Consider the following 17,280-nt stretch of genomic DNA (forward strand, 5'->3'; position numbering starts at 1 on the left):
GGCGCGTTTCGGCTCCCCACGGGCTCGCGGTGGGGAGCCGATGGCCGTTCCGCCTCTCGGTACCGGCGGGACGGCGTGTCGGGAGCGACGCCGTCCACGGGCCGCGGACCGGCACCCGGACGAGGGCCACGGCCCCACCATCGACCAGCGAAGGCATCTGATGCACTACAGAGAACCCCGATCCACCGGCATTCCGCCCGGTGCCCCGGCCGGCGGTCCGAGACCGTCTCTTGCCGACCTCGACGAGACGGCACGCCGGCTGCTCCTCGGCAACATCGTCCTCCTGGCCCTCGGCCTGGTCGCATCGACCCTCCTGCCCGGCATCGCCCGGACACCGGTCGGCGGCGACTTCACAGTCGGACTCCTCTGGGGGTTCGCGCAGATCACCCTCTTCACCACCACCGCGTGGCGGTGCGCCCGGCGCCTCGCCCATCCGACCGACGCGATGACGGGCGCCGACATCGCCGCCGTGCGGGCCACGGACAACGCCCGAGACGACGGAGGTCGGCAGTGGGATCGATGACACGACAGCTCGCCGGATCGTCCGCTCTCGTTCCGATCGGCTCGGACGTCAGGGGACCTGTGATCATCGTCTTCCTGGTGTTCGTCGGTATCTCCCTGCTCTGGCTCTTCACCCTCTCCGCGGCGCAGGACGACGGTTCCGAGAAGCTCTACCTCGCGGACCGTTCCCTTTCCCCGCTCCTCAACGGCGTGGCCCTGGCCGGTGAGCTCATGTCGGTGGTCACCCTCCTCGCCGTGCCGGGAGCGATCGCGCTGTTCGGATACGACGGGTTCGTCTTCGCCATCGACGGCATGCTGGCCCTTGGCATCGTGTTCCTGCTGGCGAGAAGGATCCGGGACAGCGGTCGCTACACCCTGGGAGGTGTCTTCGCGCTGAGGGTCCCGGGGCGAGCTCCGCGTATCGCGGCGATCGTGGTGGCTCTCGCCGTGACCATCCCGCTCCTGCTCATCCAACTACGCGCCGCAGGCATCGCCGCGTCCCATTTGATCGGTCTGCCCACCATCGAAGCCCAAGCGGCCTGCACCGTCCTGATGGGCCTTCTCGTGGCCTGCTGCGCCGTGGTGGCCGACCTCCGTGGCTCCAGCACGATCCACGTCGTCAAAGTGCTCGTCGCGCTGCTCACGCTCGCCGCGCTCGTGGTCCTCGCGCTGAGCGAGTTCGGTGGGGACCCGGGGGAACTCCTCTCGACCGCCGCGGCCAAGAGTCTCGACCCGGAGGGCTACTTCACGCCCGGTTCCTGGCAGAGCGGGCCGTTCCCACGCCTCGACGGCCTCGCCATGCACCTCGTCGAGATCACGGGAATCGCAGTGCTGCCGCAGCTGATCCTCCGCGTCGGCGCTTCGCGCTCGGGACGTGCGGCGCGACGGTCGGTGGCCGTCGCCGGTGCCGTTCTGGGAGCGTTCACGTTGCTGCTGGTCATGACCGGATTCGCGGCCGTCGCCGTCGTCGGTGGAGACGGTGTCGGCACGGCCGATGCCAACGGTCAGTCCGCGACCTTCCTCCTGGCCTCCAGCCTCTTTCCCCAGGGATCGCCCGCTCGGGGCGTACTGATCACCGCCGTCGCGTGTCTGTTCTTCCTGGCTCTGCTCACGACGGTGACGAGCGTGACCTTCGCCGCGGGCGTCACCGTCGCCGAGGACGGAGCCGACTCCGCCTCCACGTCCGGCCGCGCGGGCAGGGCGCCGGGCCTCCGCACGGTCATCGTCCTGCTCTGTGTGGTGGTCCTGTCGCTGTCCGCCGTGACCTACAGATTCTTCGTCGACTTCCTCATGGTCTTCGTGGTCAGTGTGGCGGCCTCCGCCATCTTTCCCGCGTTGGTGCTCTCCCTCTTCTGGGCCCGTTTCAACCGCCGAGGGCTCCTGTGGTCGGTCTACGGCGGTCTCCTTGCCACGTCGGTGCTGATGCTGACGTCGCCGAACGTCTCCGGCAGTCCGTTCTCACTCTTCCCCGATCAGGATTTCGTGCTGTTCCCGTTCATGACACCCGGTCTGTTCTCCGTACCGCTCTCCTTCCTCCTCGGCTGGCTGGGGGGCGTCACGGGTCCTGCTGAGCCCGTCTCCTGTCACGGGACGGACGTTCCGCCGTCCCGCCACCACGTCTTCGGATCCTGACAGCAGAACGAGTGGGGCCGCCACCCACAGGGTGACGGCCCCACTCCACGTACGGACGCCCTGGCGAAGATCGGCCACGCGCCGTCAGCCCGCCCTACCGCACCGTTCCGTGTCGATCTCGGTGAGGGTCGCCTCGTTGTAACGGAGACCGCGAACGGTCCCCGCGTCGAGGATGCGGCCGGCCGCGGCCAGTACCTCGGCCGGTACGTCGAGGTCGAGAACGGACAGGTTCTCCCGCAGGTGGGCGACCGAGCGCGTACCCGGAAGAGCCACGACGTGCGGGCCCCGCGACATGACCCACGCCAGTGCCAGTCGGGCCAGGCTGACGTCGGCCCACTTGGCGAGGAGCGCGAGCTCGGCCCGGCGGGCCAGGTTCGCCGGGTAGTGGCGCGTGTCGAAGCGGGGCATGCTCCGGCGGATGTCGCCTTGCGGCAGAGTCCCGGGGTCCGGCGGCGCGTCGGTCAGAACTCCTCGGGCCAACGGACTGAACGCCACCAAGGCGATGCCGAGTTCACGCGTGGCCGCCAACGTGCCCTCTTCGGGATTGCGCGTCCAGAGGCTGTACTCGTTCTGCAACGCGGCGATGGGGTGGACGGCGTGGGCCCGTCGCAGCGTCGTGGCGGACACCTCGGACAGGCCGAGGGCGCGCACCTTGCCGGCGGTGACGAGCTCCGCCATCGCACCGATGCTCTCCTCCACCGGAACCTTGCGGTCCAGCCGGTGCAGGTAGTAGATGTCGATCACGTCTGTGCGCAGCCGTGCCAACGCCTCGTCGGCGGTGCGTCGGATCGTCTCGGGTCGGCCGTCGATCGTCCGTTGCCCGTCGACGCCCGTCATGCCGCACTTGCTGGCGAGCACGATCCGGTCCCGGTGCCCCGCCAAGGCCCGGCCGAGCAGTTCCTCGTTCGCGCCGAACCCGTACAGCGCGGCCGTGTCGAAGTGGGTGACGCCCTCGTCGAGTGCGGTCAGCAGCAGCCGCTCGGCTTCCGCGGTCGTCGGGGGGACGCCGTAGGCATGGCTGAGGTTCATGCAGCCGAGGCCGATCGCGGGGACCTCGAAGGGGCCGATCCGGCGCGGGTACGCTCCCGCGCCGGTCGGCCTCGTTCCGGTCACGGACGGGAGGAGGCGTCGAGCTGCTGCTCCAGCTCTGCCAGCGTGCGATAGCACTCGATCACCTGTGAGACGGAGGAGTTCGGTTCGCGGCCCTCGCGGATCGCGGCGACGAACTCGCGGTCCTGGAGCTCGATGCCGTCCGTGGAGAGGCCGACCCCGGTGACGTCGATCGGCTCATCCTTGCCGGTGAACAGGTCGTCGTACCGGGCGAGGTAGGTGCCGGTGTCGCCGATGTAGCGGAAGAACGTGCCCAGGGGACCGTCGTTGTTGAAGGACAGGGACAGGGTGCAGATGGCTCCGTTGGCCGCCCGCAGTTGGATGGACATGTCCATGGCAATACCCAGATCCGGGTGGATCGGGCCTTGGACGGCGTTGGCCTGAACGATCGGCGAGCCGGTCTGGTGGGCGAACAGGTCGACGGTGTGCGCGGCGTGGTGCCACAGCAGGTGATCGGTCCAGGAACGCGGCTGACCGAGCGCGTTGAGGTTCTGCCGGCGGAAGAAGTACGTCTGCACGTCCATCTGCTGGATGCGGAACTCGCCGGCCTCGATCCGCCGCCGCACCCACTGGTGGCTGGGGTTGAACCGGCGGGTGTGCCCGACCATGGCGACGAGTCCGGAGCTCCGCTGCACCGCCAGGCATGCCTCGGCATCGGCGCGGGAGTCGGCCAGCGGGATCTCGACCTGAACGTGCTTGCCCGCCCGGAGACAGGCCAGCGTCTGGCCGGCGTGCAGCTGCGTGGGGGTGGCCAGGACGACGGCGTCGATGTCGTCCATGGCGAGCACCTCGTCCAGGGTGGCGACGGCACGGCCGACGCCCTGCTCGGCCGCGAACGTCCGTGCGCTGTCGAGGCTGCCGCTCACCACGGCGGCCACTTCGACGCCCTCGATCCGCCGCAGCGCTGCCGCGTGCTTGGCGCCGAAGGCGCCACCGCCGGCCAGGGCGATCCGCAGGGTTCGGTCGTCAGTCATGTCATTCCTCCTCGGCGGGCGCGACGGCCCGCGGACGGTTTTCCAGGATCAGGTGGCCGACGGCCGTGTTGGACGCCGGTACGTGGTAGAAGCGGTGTGCGACCTCGACCTCGCCGGAGCCGTCGGCATCGCTCAGGGCGCCGCGGGCGATGAGCCACATGACCAGCTCTATGCCTTCCGAGCCGGCCTCCTCGACGTACTCCAGGTGCGGTACGGCGGCCAGCCCGGCCGGGTCGGCCACGAGTCGGTCCAGGAACGCGTTGTCCCACTCCCGGTTGATCAGCCCGGCGCGCGGGCCCTGCAGCTGGTGGCTCATCCCGCCGGTGCCCCACACCTGTACCTTGAGCGGCCGATCGTAGGACTCGATCGCCTTGCGCAGGGCCCGGCCCAGCGCGAAGCAGCGTGCTCCGGACGGAACGGGGTACTGCACCACGTTCACGTGGAACGGGATGACCCTGCACGGCCACCTCTCGACGTCGCCGAACATCAGCGAAAGGGGGACGGTGAGCCCGTGGTCGACGGCCATCTCGTTGGCCAGGGTGAGGTCGAAGTCGTCCCTGATGAGCGAGTGCGCGATGTGCGCGGCCAGGTCGGGGTCGCCCTCGACGGCGGGGACGGGGCGGGGCCCGTAGCCCTCGTCGGCGACGGGGAAGGCGGCGCCGGTGCCGAGGACGAAGGTGGGGACCAGCGACTGGTCGAACGCGCTCGCATGGTCGTTGTAGACCAGGAAGATCACGTCGGGAAGGTTCTCCCGCTCCCATCGCTTGGAGAACTCGTATCCCTCGAAGACCGGCCGCCAGTACGGCTCGTGGGTCCTGTCGTGGTCCATGGCCGCGCCGATGGCCGGGACGTGCGAGGTGAAGACGGCTGCGGTGACGGTCGCGTGCTCGATCGGCGCCGGCGGGGCGTGGGCGGCTTCGAGGACGGCGTGGTCGATGCGGTTGCCCTCGGCGGACCTGCCTCCGCCGGCCATCATGGCGCGGTACTCCTCCTCGGTCATCCCGGTCATGGAGCCGGCCATCTGTTGGAACGAGAGGCCGAGCGTGGCACCCCACTTGGCGAGGAAGTAGATGTTGCCGCCCTCGCGCATGGCGGCGTTGAGGTCGCGGTCGAGCAGGGCCTGCTTCTGTTCCTCCCGAAGTGGCCAGGCATCCATGTAGGCGCGCTCGTCGGCGAGGTAGGCGGCGCGGTTCTCGGCCGTCATCAGGGACATGCAGAACTGGTTGAGGTGGTAGCCCTTGGCCGATTGCTCGGCGTCGAAGATCGTGGTCCCCGGCACCAGCTTGTAGGTCTTGTCGAGTGTCACGTCGCAACTCCCATCGTGTCGGGGATCAGTCCGCTTCGGGCCAGTACAGGCGGGTCGGGTTGGTCACGAGGAGCTTGTGCCGGAGTTCGGGCGTCGGCGCGATGTGCGGGATGAAGTCCACGAGCAGCCCGTCGTCGGGCATGTGCGAGGTCAGGTTGGGGTGTGGCCAGTCGGTGCCCCACAGGACCCGATCGGGGAACTCTTCGACCACGCGCCGGGCGAAGGGGACCACGTCGCCATACGCGTTGCGCTCCCCGTCCAGGGCCGGGGGACCGCTCACCGAGAGCCGTTCCGGGCAGGTCACCTTGCACCAGACGTCCGGCCGTGCCCGCAGGAAGTTCAGGAACGCCTCGAACTCGGGTCCCTCCGGGTCCTTGGTGGTGTCCGGCCGGCCCATGTGGTCGACGACCACGGGGACCGGGACGGACAGGAGGAAGTCCCGCAGGTCGGGCAGGTCGGCCGCCTCGAAGTAGACGACCACGTGCCATCCATACGGTGCGATCATCTCCGCGACCTCGCGCAGGTCCCGCCGCGGGGGCGCGTCCACCAGCCGCTTGACGAAGTTGAACCGCACCCCGCGCACGCCGGCCGCGTGCAACGCCGCTATCTCACCGTCGGTGGCTTCGGGGCGCAGCGTCGCCACGCCCCGGGCGAGGCCGCCGGAGGCGAGCAGGGCGTCGACCATCGCTGCGTTGTCGGCACCGTGGCAGGTGGCCTGCACGATCACGTTGCGGGCGAAGCCGAGGTGGTCGCGGAGCGCGAAGAGCTGCTCCTTGGAGGCGTCGCACGGGGTGTACTTGCGCTCGGGCGCGTACGGGAACGCGTCGCCGGGTCCGAAGACGTGGCAGTGCGAGTCCACTGCGCCCGCGGGGAGCCGGAACTCGGGGCGGCTGGGACCCGCGTACCAGTCCAGCCAGCCGGCGGTCTTCTCGAAACTCGTCGTCATGGCCGGTCCTCAGTCCTCGTACCGCAGTCCGAGCTCGGCCAACGGGCCTCGCATGCCGTACACGTCCAGGCCGAGCTTTCCCGCGCGGAACTGTGCGCGTTTGCCGGCTTCCCTCTCCTCACGGGCGGCCGAGGCATCGGCGACCTCGGCAACCCGCTCGCGCGGGACCACGACGACGCCGTCGGCGTCGGCGACGATCGCGTCACCAGGCCTCACGAGGGCGTTTCCGCAGACCACGGGCACGTTGACCGAGCCGAGGGTGGCCTTGACCGTGCCCTTGGCGCTGACGGCGCGCGAGAAGACGGGGAAGTCCATCGTCTCCAGGTCGGCGATGTCGCGAACGCCGCCGTCGATGATGAGGCCGCGGCAGCCCCGGGCCCGGAACGAGGTGGCGAGCAGTTCTCCGAAGAAGCCGTCCTCGCTCTCCGTCGTACAGGCCGCGACGACGACGTCCCCGTCCCTGATCTGTTCGGCGGCCACGTGCAGCATCCAGTTGTCGCCGGGCTGGAGCAGCACGGTGACGGCGGTACCGCACATCCGGGCCGCGGGGTAGACGGGGCGCAGGTAGGGGCGCATCAGTCCGACCCGCCCCATCGCCTCGTGCACCGTCGCGACGCCGAACCGGGAGAGGGCGGCGACGGCCGTCGGGTCGGCCCGTTCGATGCCGGTGTGAACGACGCCGAGCTCGGTGTGTTGCATGGTTGCTCCTTCTGGGGTCAGCGGCCGGCCGCGGCGAGGCGCGCGGCGAGCCGGGGGTAGACGCGCAGGGCGTTGCCGGCGTACACGGCGGTGCGCTCCGCGTCCGACAGGTGAGGGGTGGCGTCGACGTACCGCTTCGTGTCGTCGAAGTGGTGGCCGGTGCGTGGGTCGACGTCGCGGACCGCGCCGATCATCTCGCTGGCGAACAGGACCGACCGGCTGGGCATCACGCGCGTCAGCAGGTCGATGCCGGGCTGGTGGTAGACGCAGGTGTCGAAGAAGACGTTGTCGAGCAGCGCCTCCGGGTCCGGTTTCCCGAGTGCCATGGCCAGGCCGCGGAAGCGGCCCCAGTGGTAGGGGACGGCGCCGCCGCCGTGCGGGATCACGAACCGCAGGGTCGGGAAGTCGGCGAAGAGGTCGCCCTGGACGAGCTGCATGAAGGCCGTGGTGTCGGCGTTCAGGTAGTGCGCGCCGGTGGTGTGGAAGGCCGGGTTGCAGGAGGTGCTGACGTGGATCATCGCGGGGATGTCGTACGCGACCATCGCCTCGTAGAGCGGGTACCAGCTGCGGTCCGTCAGCGGCGGGGCCGTCCAACGGCCGCCCGAGGGGTCGGGGTTGAGGTTCACGGTGACAGCGCCCAGTTCCTCCACCGCGCGGCGCAGCTCGGGCAGGCAGGTCGAGGGATCGACGCCGGGTGACTGCGGCAGCATCGCGCCCGTCGCGAACCGGTCCGGGTAGAGGGTGCCGACCCGGTGGACCAGGTCGTTGCAGATCCGCGCCCATGCCGAGGAGACCCGGAAGTCCCCGATGTGGTGGGCCATGAAACTGGCGCGGGGAGAGAAGACCGTGAGGTCGCTGCCTCGTTCGTCCATGAGGCGCAGCTGGTTGGGTTCGACAGCGGCGCGCAGGTCGTCGTCGGTGATGACCAGATCGTCCGGGTCCGGGGCGGGGCCGCTGCCTTCGGCCGCCGCGATCTGCCGGTCGCGCCACTCGGCCAGCTGGGGCGGAGCGGTGGTGAAGTGGCCGTGACAGTCGATGATCATGGGGAGCCTCGGGTTCGTGGGGAGTCGGTGCGCGTGTGCGCGGCGGCGTGCGTGTCGGCGCGGTGTGCGGATGTCGGGGGATGCGGCTCCGCTTCAGTCGCGGCACCTCCCGAGCGACGTCCTGGGTTCCGCCATCCCGAACAGTGGCACCGGACCAGGGGACAAGGCAGGGGTGTTTCCGTCAGGCGGAAGCCCTGCCCCAGGTCAGAACGTCGCGCGGGCTCGACGTCCGAGTTCCCCTGAGATCTCCTGTGCCGCGCGCAGAAGCGGCTCGCGCAGGCTGCGGGCGGTCCTCGTGCCGTGTACGGCGACGACGATCCCCAGGGCGGCGTTGACGGGCCCCGTCCTACCGATCCGGACGGGCGCGGCCACGGCGATCGTCTCCTCGGTGAGTTGGCGATCGCTGACGAAGACCTGCTCACGGCGGATGCCGTCGAGTTGCCTGCGCAGGGCCCTCGGATCGGTCACCGTGTGGGGCGTCCAGGCCCGCAGCGGAGAATCGAGCACCTCCTCCTGGATGTCCCTGGGCGCGTGCGCCAGTAGTACCCTTCCCATTCCGGTGGACACCACGGGGAACCTGCTGCCGACCGTCGTCAGCAACCGCACCGACTGGTGACCGGTGATCCGTTCCACGAACACGAGCTCGGTGCCCTCCCGGACGGCGAGCTGGACGTTCTCGTGGGTCGCCTCGTAGAGGTCTTGCATGAACGGCAGGGCGACGTTCCGAAGGATCTGGGTACGCGGACAACCCGACGCGATCTCCCATAGCCTCAGTCCGACGTGCCACGAGCCGTCCTCGCCCCGCTCCAGGGCCCCTCCCTCGGCCAGCTCCGCCACCACGCGGTGCGCCGTGCTCAGGGCCAGGCCGGCGCGCTGGGCGATCTGGGAGAGGGTCTGGGACGGCCGCTCGTGGTCGAAGGTCGACAGCACCCTGAGGACCTTGCCGGCCGCTGTACTCCGGGTCGCGCTCACGTCGGCAGCCTCCCAGCCGTGTGTCGGGTGCCACGTGGAGCGCCCTGTTGATTGCCGCTTTCGAAGGAGAAGACATGGATCGAGAGATCATCGGGCTGTCGTCGATGGCGACGCGCGCCATCCTGGCCGAGCTGTCCGAACGCATGCGCCGTACCCGCGGCATTGCGGTGCGGTTCGAGTCCGCGGGAGGGGTCGAGATCGCGCGACGGATCCACGAGGGCGCGTCGGCCGATCTGGTCGTGCTCGCCCAGGGAGCGCTCGCCGGCCTCGCGGACGAGGGTCACCTCCTCGCGGGGACGGTCCGCCCGTTGTGGGTGTCCGAGGTGGTCGCTGCCGTGCCGGAGACGAGGCCGGTGCCCTCGCTGACGTCCGAGTCCGACCTGCGGGCGGCGCTCCTCTCGGCGGAGGCGATCGCCTGCTCCACGGGCCCCAGCGGTACCGCCCTGGTGGAACTGATCGACCGACTCGAACTGCGGGAAGCGCTCCACGGGCGCCTCGTCCAAGCACCTCCCGGTGTCTCCTGCGGCACCCTGTTGGCGTCGGGGGAGGCGGACCTGGCCTTTCAGCAGCGCAGTGAACTGACGGGTGTGCCCGGCGTCGTCGTGGTCGGTCCGCTTCCCGGCCGGACGGCGATCAGTTCGACGTTCGGCGGGGCCGTGGCTGCCGGAGCCGCCGAGCCGGAAACCGCTCGCGAGGTCCTCGCTCTCCTGGGCTCCGGGATGGGAGCGCGGGCTGCCCGCGCGGGAGGCATGGAGCCCGTGCGCACCACCGCGTAGGGGCCCGCGTGACGCCGCTCGACGCGGTGCGATGCGCCAAGGCCCATCCGCCGGACGCGGCCTCCGCGGGAGCCGCCGTGGCCGGGGGGCGCACACGGTCACACCTCTCCCTTCACGGGGTGTCCCGGCGCCCCGCTGTCCAACTCCCGAGCGAAGCTCCGGATCATCAACTCCAGGACCTCCGGGAAGGTGGCCTCGCCCATGGCGAAGAGCTCGCTGCGCACGGCCTCCAGATGTGGGTACTCGCCTGCGGGGAGGGCGTGGGGGTACTCGCTCCAGGTGGGGTCCGGTCGTTCGTCCCGGGCCTGTGGGTCGGGGCCCTGTGCGGCGGCGTCCGCGGCGGCCTGGGCCAGGATGGTGTCGACGAACAGGCGGTAGCGGCGAACGGCTCGGAGGGGCTCGAATCCCGCACGCAGCAGGATCCCGATCCCGACGTCGATGGCGTGGGCCTCCGCGGGTCCCGCCGTCACCCGGGAGGCCCGCACCACGGCGAGCCGGGGGTGCGCCAGCATCGAGCGGTGGAGCCGGAGCGCGAAGTCCCGGAGGTCGTGTTCCCAGCTGTCGCCGGGCGTGAGGCCCTGCAGGGAGTCGTGGATCAGGCGGTCCGCAGCAGCAAGGAGGATCGCGTCGGTGTCCGGGAAGTACCGGTACACCGCACTCGGGTCGCAACCGAGTGCTGCTCCCAGCTTGCGCACGGTGAGCGCATTGCCTCCGGGCGCCTCGATGAGGGCCAGTGCGGCTGTGGTGATCGACTCGGCGCTCAGTACGGCACCGCTCCGGGTGGGGCGGCGCCGACGGCGCTCGGAGGGGATGCGGGCGGGTCCGTCCATGGGTCCTCCAAGATCGGGATCGTCTTATGACAACGTATTGACGTAAGTATGACGGGCGCGTTTCATTTTGGAAGCCCCCCGCTCAACGCCCGTCGAGTCCGACGGCCCTCACCTTCGGGAGTGGCATGGACCTCTCTCTCCACCGTGACCCCGCGCCGACCGGGATGCGACGCACCCTCGGGGTACGTGACGGGATCGCGATCGCCGCTTCGAGCACGGCGGCGACGACCAGTATCGGCATCGGAATGGGCGCCCTCGCCCTCTACGCGGGCCGCCAGACGCCCGCGCTGCTCCTGGTGGCCTTCCTGCCGATCCTGGGCATCGCGCTCTCGTACTCCCGCCTGAACAGGACGGAGCCCAACTGCGGAAACGGCTACACATGGGTGGGTACGTCACTCGGTCCCTGGTTGGGATTCCTGACCGGCTGGGTGGTCCTGGTCGCCAACGTGGTGTTCATGGCCTACACGAGCGCCGTCACCGGCATGGTGATCCTGCAGTTCGCCAACAAGGCGGGACTGATCTCACTCTTCGGGATCGCACTGGATCCGACCTCCACCGCCACGAGCACCGTGGTGGGCCTCGTCGTGCTGGTCGCGGTGACGCTGACCGCCGTGACGGGCGTCCGCTCGGCCACCCGCTTCCAGTGGGTCCTGCTGGTCTTCGAGTACGCCGTCCTGCTGGCATTCTGCGGCTGGGCCCTGGTCAGCGGCCGACAGGAGTTCTCGTTCGCATGGCTCAACCCCTTCGCCATCGACTCGTTCCAGTCCCTGGCGCAAGGTCTGGTCCTGGCCGTGTTCGTCTTCTGGGGCTGGGACGCCGCCTTCACCGTCAACGAGGAGACGCGCTCGGCGTCGGACGCCTCGCGCGGCGGTCTGATCGCCCTCTTCGCCATGCTCGGGCTGCTCGTCTTCGCCGCCATCTCCTTCCAAAGGGTGATGGACGACGCGACCCTGGTCGCGCAGGGCCCCCAGGCGCTGACCTTCCTCGGATCGCACCTCGCCCCCGAGCCCTGGGCCTCGCTGCCGCTGGCGGCCCTGATGTGTTCCGCCTTCGCCTCCCTCCAATCGAGCGTCATTCCGACCGCACGGGGCGCGCTGGCCATGGGGCGCGACCGCACCCTCGGCCGGGCCTGGACGCGGATCGACCCCCGCTTCGGATCGCCGGCCGTGGGAACACTGATGATCATGGCCGTCGCGACGGCCGTGGCCGTGCTGGCCATCGGGATTCCGAAGATCAACCACATGATCCTCGCCGCGGTCAACTCCATCGGACTCGTCGTGGCCCTCTACTACGGGCTCACCGCCCTCGCCTGCGCCGTCCGCTTCCGGGCCGCGCTGCGCGAAGGCGTCAGGGAAGCCCTGCAAGCCGTCGTGGTGCCGGCCGCCAGCGCGGCGGCGCTGTTCGGCCTCGGCGGCTACCTCGCCTACCAGTACGCCACCATGAGCGACCACTTCGAGGCACGCCCCGACAACGGCTGGTTCATGCTGCTGATCCCCGGACTGTTCGTCGGCACCGGACTGGTGGCCGCGGCCGTTGCCAAGTGGCGCCGCCGCGCACCGTACTTCTGGAACGGCCGCGGAACCGACGCTGACGCCATCGCCCTGCCCATGGACGAACGCGCCGCCCCCGCGGTCCGCAGCTGACCCGAACACGACGAACGCCCTTCCGCCCTCACCTCCTGGAGCAACCATGTCCGAGCATCACGCCGACCTTGTCTTCACCGGCGGGCCGGTGCACACGGTGGACGCCACCCGGCCGTTCGCCACGTCGGTCGCCGTACGAGGGGAGCGGATCGTCGCCGTCGGGCACGACGAGGTCCGCGAACTCATCGGCCCGGGCACCGAAGTCGTGGACCTGGACGGCAGGCTGTTGATCCCCGGTTTCCAGGACGCGCACGTCCATCCCGTGGGTGCCGGCGTGGAACTGGGGCAGTGCGACCTCGGCGGAACCGTCGACGCGGCCGAGTGCCTCGCGCGGATCCGCAGGTGGGCGGATGCCCATCCGGACCGGGCGTGGATCACCGGAGGTGGCTGGTCGATGGAGGCGTTCCCCGGGGGCACCCCGAGCCGCAGGCTGCTGGACACCGTGGTGCCGGACCGCCCGGTCTACCTCGTCAACCGCGATCACCACGGCGCGTGGGTCAACAGCCTGGCCCTGGAGATGGCCGGTGTCACCCGCCGCACGCCCGACCCCGCCGATGGCCGGATCGAACGTGACGGCGACGGCGACCCGAGCGGTGTCCTCCAAGAGGGCGCCATGGCGCTGGTGGCCCGCCACGTCCCCCCGATCACCCTCGACGAACAGCTGACGGGGCTCCTGCGCGCACAGGAAATCCTCCACGCGCACGGCATCACGGCCTGGCAGGACGCCTTGCTGGGCGAGCACGCCTCCACGGCGGATCCCGCTCCGGCCTATCGGCGCGCCGCGCTGGACGGACTCCTGACGGCCCGGGTCCGGGGCGCCCTGTGGTGGGACCGGGAGGCGGGCTTGGAACAGCTCGATCGTCTGATCGAGCGCCGAGAGACCTTCACCGTCGGCCGGATCCGTGCGGGAACGGTCAAGATCATGCAGGACGGCATCGCCGAGAACGGAACCGCGGCTCTCCTCGGGCCCTACCTCACCCCCTGCGGCTGCGCCTCCGGAAACACCGGGGTGTCGTTCATCGAACCGGCCCAGCTCGCCCGGATCGTGACCCGGCTCGACCGTGAGGGCTTCCAGACACATTTCCACGCCCTCGGCGACCGAGCCGTACGAGAGGCGCTCGACGCCGTCGAGGCCGCGGTGATCGCCAACGGGCACCGCGGCAACCGGCATCACCTGGCGCACCTCCAGGTCGTGGACGAGACCGACGTCCCTCGCTTCCGCAAGCTGGGAGCGACCGCCAACATCCAGGCCCTGTGGGCCACGCACGAGCCACAGATGGACGAGCTGACGATCCCCTTCCTGGGCCCGGACCGTGCCCTCCGCCAATACCCCTTCGCCGACCTCGTCCACAGCGGCGCCGTCCTGGCCGCCGGCAGTGACTGGCCCGTGTCCAGCCCGGATCCTCTCGCGGCGCTGCACAACGCGGTCAACCGGCGGGACCCGGGCTCGGACCGCCCGGTGTTCCTTCCGGAGCAGCGCATCACTCTCGACACGGCTCTCAGGGCGTACACGGCGGGCAGCGCCTACGTGAACCACCTCGACGACACCGGCGTCATCGCCCCCGGCCGTCTGGCCGACCTCGCCCTCCTCGACCGGGACGTCTTCTCCCGACCTGCGGAGGAGATTGCGTCGGCCCGCGTCGTACAGACCTTCGTCGGGGGACGGCGGGTCCACGCGTCGGACGCGGCCTGAGACGTTGCTGCCGGCGACGCGGCAACCGTTGGAGCGCGCGGTTCGCCGGCTCGTCCGCGGGCACCGGAGCCTTCCGGTGCGCACCCACGGCGGCGAGGTCCGCAGGTACGGGGGAGTGGGCGGGCCGGACAGCATCCCGGCCCGGACGGCAGCGTGCCCCTGGAGTCGCCCGCCGGGCCGGTCCGGTTCGAGGACGACCGCTCGAGGGACTGGCGCGACATCGACGTCACCCTCATCAAGAAGAGCGACGGATCCGTCGTGGGCCGGGCCCGCCCCCTGGACTTGGCGTTGGCCGCCGAGACGTCCGCCGCGCGAGCGGGCGAGATCCGCGAGTCCGGCGGCCAGCCGGGTGATCCGCGGACGCCGGCCGTCCCGTTGGTCACCCTCGACGACGGTGACGGCAAGCAGGTCACCCTCTCTTGCTACGGGGCATTGCCCGCCCCGGATGTCCGCGGCACCGAGGCGCACTACCGTAACGCCCTGCCCTTCACGGACCTGGTCATGGAATCGACCCGTACCGGCTTCGAACCGTTCCTGGAGTTGAAGGACCGGCGAGCCGTCGATGCGAACGGCACGGTGAACCTCACCCTCACCGCCGAGGGCCTCACCGCCCGCGCCAACCCGGACGGCTCGGTCACCTTCGTGGACAGTGAGACCGGGGGCAAAGCCGGCCTGCCGCCCGCGCCCGTGATGTGGGACGCCCAGGTCGACCCTCGAAGCGGCGAACGCACCCACACCTTGAAGGTGGACCGAAGGTCACCCAACGCGGGAACACGGTCGACCTCGCCCTCACACCGGACGCCGACTTCCTCGCCGATCCCGACACCAAGTTTCCCGTCACAGTCGATCCCGCGGTGAACATCGGCGCCGGATTCGACACCTTCGTGCAGCAGGGCCACACGACCGACCAGTCCACCGCGATCGAACTCGAACTCGGCAACAACGGGTCCGGCGAGGCCGCCCGCTCGTTCCTTCCCCATGGCCACGATCACGGGGAAGCAGGTCACCAGCGCCAGGCGCAACCTATGGAGCCATCACTCGTGGTCCTGCACGGCCAAGAGCTGGGAAGGGTGGGACACCTCCTCGGCATCCACCGCCACCCGCCGGACGGCTCAGCCGAACTGGAACCGCAAGTGGGCGACGAGTACCGCTACCAAGGGCTTCTCCTCCTCCTGCACGGACGGGTGGATCGACGCGGACATCACCACCCCGGCGCAGGCCTGGGCGACCGACGGCGACGGCACCAACCACCTCGGGATCCGGGCCACGGACGAAGCCGACCCGCACGGCTGGAAGCGCTTCAACCCCGAAAACGCCGCTTCCAACACCCCGTATCCGTCCGTGACGTACGCCTCCCGCCCCGGCGTTCCCACCGGGGTGTCCCTCGACCCCTCACAGGTCAACGCCCACAGCGGCAGGCGGTACATCACCTCCCTGACCCCGCGACGGTCGGCGAAGGTGAGCGATGTCGACGGCGGGACCGCTTCCGCTCGCCCGACCCCTTGCAGCCGCACCCGTCCTCTCCTGCGGTTCCCGGCCCGCAGGAGCAGGAACCCCGGCCCCGGCCGAGCCACCAGGTGCCGGCGGCGAGCACGACCAGGACGACGGCGAGCGCGGACGGCCAACCCACCGCCCCCCGGCCCCCGCTCCGACGACCCCGGCGGTGATCAGGACGGGCCGTGCGCAGCACGCCACGCAGGCCAGAGCGGCGAGGCCACCGAGGGCCTTCGGGGCGCGGTGGGGGCGGGGGCGGCAGCAGGGGCCGGCATGGCGGTTCTCCTTGGCACGGTCGGTGAAGGGGTTGGGGCAGCAGGCACTTCCGGCGCACGCGGTCAGGTCGTCGCACCCGGTTGCGACGGCCGCGGCCGGCGCGGTGCGGATGGTGGTGCGGTCGGCGATCTTCGCATCCACCACGGCGAGCTTCACCCGCGCCCGCTCCTGAAGCCCGGCGACGGGACGGCCGTGCCGGTGACGCCCCGCCTCCAACAGCTCGGCCACCTCCTGAAACGTGAACCCCAACCGCTGCGCCGCCGTGATCACCCGCAGAGCCACGACGGCCTCCTCACCATACGAGCGGTGTCCGCCGTTGCTGCGGTCCGGTTCGGCAAGCAGGCCAGGTCGCTCGTAGTGGCGCAGGGTCTGGATGCTCATCCCGGCAGCCTCGGCGACCTGCCCGCTGCGCAGCCCCGCGCTCACCGCCGGCCCCCGGCGGCGGCGGTCCGCCCGCCAAGGCATCGAGGACTGCGGCGTTCTCCTGGTCCACCTCGATGTCCAGACCGATCAGGTCCTCGCCCAGGGTGACGATGAACGTGGAGAACGAGCAGCAGGCGCCCTCCCGCGCCCCCAGATACCCCACCCGCTCCTGGCACTGGCTCCACCGGCCAGGTCCAGGTGCAGCCGCGGAGGGCCGGGCCGCGACACCGCGGTCAGCCGCTCGGCGAACAGCCCGTCCCACGCAGCGGCCCGCAACGGCCGTTCCTCGGTGGGCAACGTGCAGGACTGCGGGACCCACGCCGACTCACTCATCGCGCTCACTCCCGTTGCCACATCCCCAGGAAGGGGGGACACCCTCGACGGCAAACCTCTGACAGGGCCCGCATGCGGCGATGACCGGTTCTGACGACGAGGAGAAACAGGGCCGGGTAGCCCCCATGACCGTGTCCGTCACTGGCACGCGCGATGCGCTTCCAGAAATCGGAATCGTCACGACGGGGGCGAACCGGCACCAGGGTGTCCGGGCGGGCGCGGGAGGTCAGCGTTGAAGGGCGGCGCAGATCGGGCAGATCGCCGCGAGGAGCAGCATGGCTTCGGCCACGGTGTCGCCGGTCAGCTTGCGGCGTACCGGGCCGTCCGCTCCGCGGACGTGCCGGCGGTGCTTGCGGTAGAGGGCGATCTCCGCGGCGGCTTTCTCGGAGGTCTTGAAGAGCCGGTCGAGCAGGGAACCGGCGAAGCCGACCGAGGCGTAGCCCTCGGTGTCGGCTGTCTCCGCGGTCTGCTTCGGGACGACGGTGAGGCCACCGGAGGTGTCGACTTCGACCTTGCGGATCGACGCGTAGGGGACTTCGTGGCTGGTGCGGTGTCGGGGCCGTTCCAAAGTTTTGGAACGGCCGTGACGAGGGGGGTGCCGGGGGCGGCGACGGAGGGCGGTGTGCGGA

15 protein-coding genes and 1 pseudogene are annotated in these 17,280 nt (G+C 70.6%); 6 read left to right on the forward strand and 10 right to left on the reverse strand.

What is annotated here, in order from left to right; genetic code table 11:
• Nucleotides 1-160: 160 nt before the first annotated feature.
• Nucleotides 161-523 carry a hypothetical protein gene (locus tag ABTZ17_RS22135; protein ID WP_352197401.1) on the forward strand — a complete coding sequence of 121 codons (363 nt, stop codon included), beginning with the start codon at nucleotides 161-163 and terminating at the stop codon, nucleotides 521-523.
• Nucleotides 520-2,133, forward strand: coding sequence for a sodium:solute symporter family transporter (locus ABTZ17_RS22140; RefSeq protein ID WP_352197402.1), 1,614 nt, complete (start codon nucleotides 520-522; stop codon nucleotides 2,131-2,133). Before ABTZ17_RS22135 ends, ABTZ17_RS22140 begins: the two co-directional genes overlap by 4 nt.
• A gap of 84 nt (nucleotides 2,134-2,217) precedes the next feature.
• On the opposite strand, the gene ABTZ17_RS22145 is transcribed toward ABTZ17_RS22140, so the two are convergent.
• The 7 genes from ABTZ17_RS22145 to ABTZ17_RS22175 form a co-directional block, all read right to left on the reverse strand.
• Nucleotides 2,218-3,246, reverse strand: a complete 1,029-nt coding sequence (locus ABTZ17_RS22145; protein WP_352197403.1) for an aldo/keto reductase — start codon at nucleotides 3,244-3,246, stop codon at nucleotides 2,218-2,220.
• A complete protein-coding gene (locus tag ABTZ17_RS22150) occupies nucleotides 3,243-4,217 on the reverse strand; it encodes a Gfo/Idh/MocA family oxidoreductase (RefSeq protein WP_352197404.1) in 975 nt (324 codons plus the stop codon). Before ABTZ17_RS22150 ends, ABTZ17_RS22145 begins: the two co-directional genes overlap by 4 nt.
• A 1-nt stretch (nucleotide 4,218) precedes the next feature.
• On the reverse strand, nucleotides 4,219-5,523 hold the full coding sequence (ligA, locus tag ABTZ17_RS22155) for a protocatechuate 4,5-dioxygenase subunit alpha (RefSeq protein WP_352197405.1): 1,305 nt from the start codon (nucleotides 5,521-5,523) through the stop codon (nucleotides 4,219-4,221).
• Between the two features lie 25 nt (nucleotides 5,524-5,548).
• The gene (locus tag ABTZ17_RS22160; RefSeq protein ID WP_352197406.1) at nucleotides 5,549-6,469 is read right to left on the reverse strand and encodes an amidohydrolase family protein; all 921 of its coding nucleotides are present in this window, start codon (nucleotides 6,467-6,469) and stop codon (nucleotides 5,549-5,551) included.
• 9 nt (nucleotides 6,470-6,478) lie between these two features.
• On the reverse strand, nucleotides 6,479-7,168 hold the full coding sequence (gene ligK / locus ABTZ17_RS22165; RefSeq protein WP_352197407.1) for a 4-carboxy-4-hydroxy-2-oxoadipate aldolase/oxaloacetate decarboxylase: 690 nt from the start codon (nucleotides 7,166-7,168) through the stop codon (nucleotides 6,479-6,481).
• 17 nt (nucleotides 7,169-7,185) lie between these two features.
• Nucleotides 7,186-8,211 carry an amidohydrolase family protein gene (locus ABTZ17_RS22170; protein WP_352197408.1) on the reverse strand — a complete coding sequence of 342 codons (1,026 nt, stop codon included), beginning with the start codon at nucleotides 8,209-8,211 and terminating at the stop codon, nucleotides 7,186-7,188.
• Nucleotides 8,212-8,415: 204 nt separating this feature from the next.
• On the reverse strand, nucleotides 8,416-9,183 hold the full coding sequence (locus ABTZ17_RS22175; RefSeq protein WP_352197409.1) for an IclR family transcriptional regulator: 768 nt from the start codon (nucleotides 9,181-9,183) through the stop codon (nucleotides 8,416-8,418).
• A 74-nt stretch (nucleotides 9,184-9,257) separates the two neighbouring features.
• On the opposite strand from ABTZ17_RS22175, the gene ABTZ17_RS22180 reads away from it, so the two are divergent.
• Nucleotides 9,258-9,959, forward strand: a complete 702-nt coding sequence (locus tag ABTZ17_RS22180; RefSeq protein WP_352197410.1) for a substrate-binding domain-containing protein — start codon at nucleotides 9,258-9,260, stop codon at nucleotides 9,957-9,959.
• Between the two features lie 98 nt (nucleotides 9,960-10,057).
• On the opposite strand, the gene ABTZ17_RS22185 is transcribed toward ABTZ17_RS22180, so the two are convergent.
• Nucleotides 10,058-10,789: a TetR/AcrR family transcriptional regulator gene (locus ABTZ17_RS22185; protein ID WP_352197411.1), complete on the reverse strand. Its 732-nt coding sequence runs from the start codon at nucleotides 10,787-10,789 to the stop codon at nucleotides 10,058-10,060.
• Nucleotides 10,790-10,914: 125 nt separating this feature from the next.
• On the opposite strand from ABTZ17_RS22185, the gene ABTZ17_RS22190 reads away from it, so the two are divergent.
• From ABTZ17_RS22190 to ABTZ17_RS22200, 3 genes are all read left to right on the forward strand, one after another.
• Nucleotides 10,915-12,432, forward strand: a complete 1,518-nt coding sequence (locus tag ABTZ17_RS22190) for an APC family permease (RefSeq protein WP_352197412.1) — start codon at nucleotides 10,915-10,917, stop codon at nucleotides 12,430-12,432.
• A 46-nt stretch (nucleotides 12,433-12,478) separates the two neighbouring features.
• Complete coding sequence (locus ABTZ17_RS22195; RefSeq protein WP_352197413.1) at nucleotides 12,479-14,125, forward strand: amidohydrolase; 1,647 nt, start codon at nucleotides 12,479-12,481, stop codon at nucleotides 14,123-14,125.
• A gap of 153 nt (nucleotides 14,126-14,278) precedes the next feature.
• Nucleotides 14,279-14,983, forward strand: coding sequence for a hypothetical protein (locus ABTZ17_RS22200; RefSeq protein WP_352197414.1), 705 nt, complete (start codon nucleotides 14,279-14,281; stop codon nucleotides 14,981-14,983).
• Nucleotides 14,984-15,517: 534 nt separating this feature from the next.
• On the opposite strand, the gene ABTZ17_RS22205 is transcribed toward ABTZ17_RS22200, so the two are convergent.
• Both ABTZ17_RS22205 and ABTZ17_RS22210 read right to left on the reverse strand, forming a co-directional pair.
• Nucleotides 15,518-16,360, reverse strand: a complete 843-nt coding sequence (locus ABTZ17_RS22205; RefSeq protein WP_352197415.1) for a MerR family transcriptional regulator — start codon at nucleotides 16,358-16,360, stop codon at nucleotides 15,518-15,520.
• Between the two features lie 517 nt (nucleotides 16,361-16,877).
• A pseudogene (locus ABTZ17_RS22210) lies at nucleotides 16,878-17,280 on the reverse strand (hypothetical protein); the annotation flags it as partial.

It is taken from the genome of Streptomyces sp. NPDC097619 (assembly GCF_040302735.1).
In the GTDB taxonomy this organism is placed as follows: Bacteria; Actinomycetota; Actinomycetes; order Streptomycetales; family Streptomycetaceae; genus Streptomyces.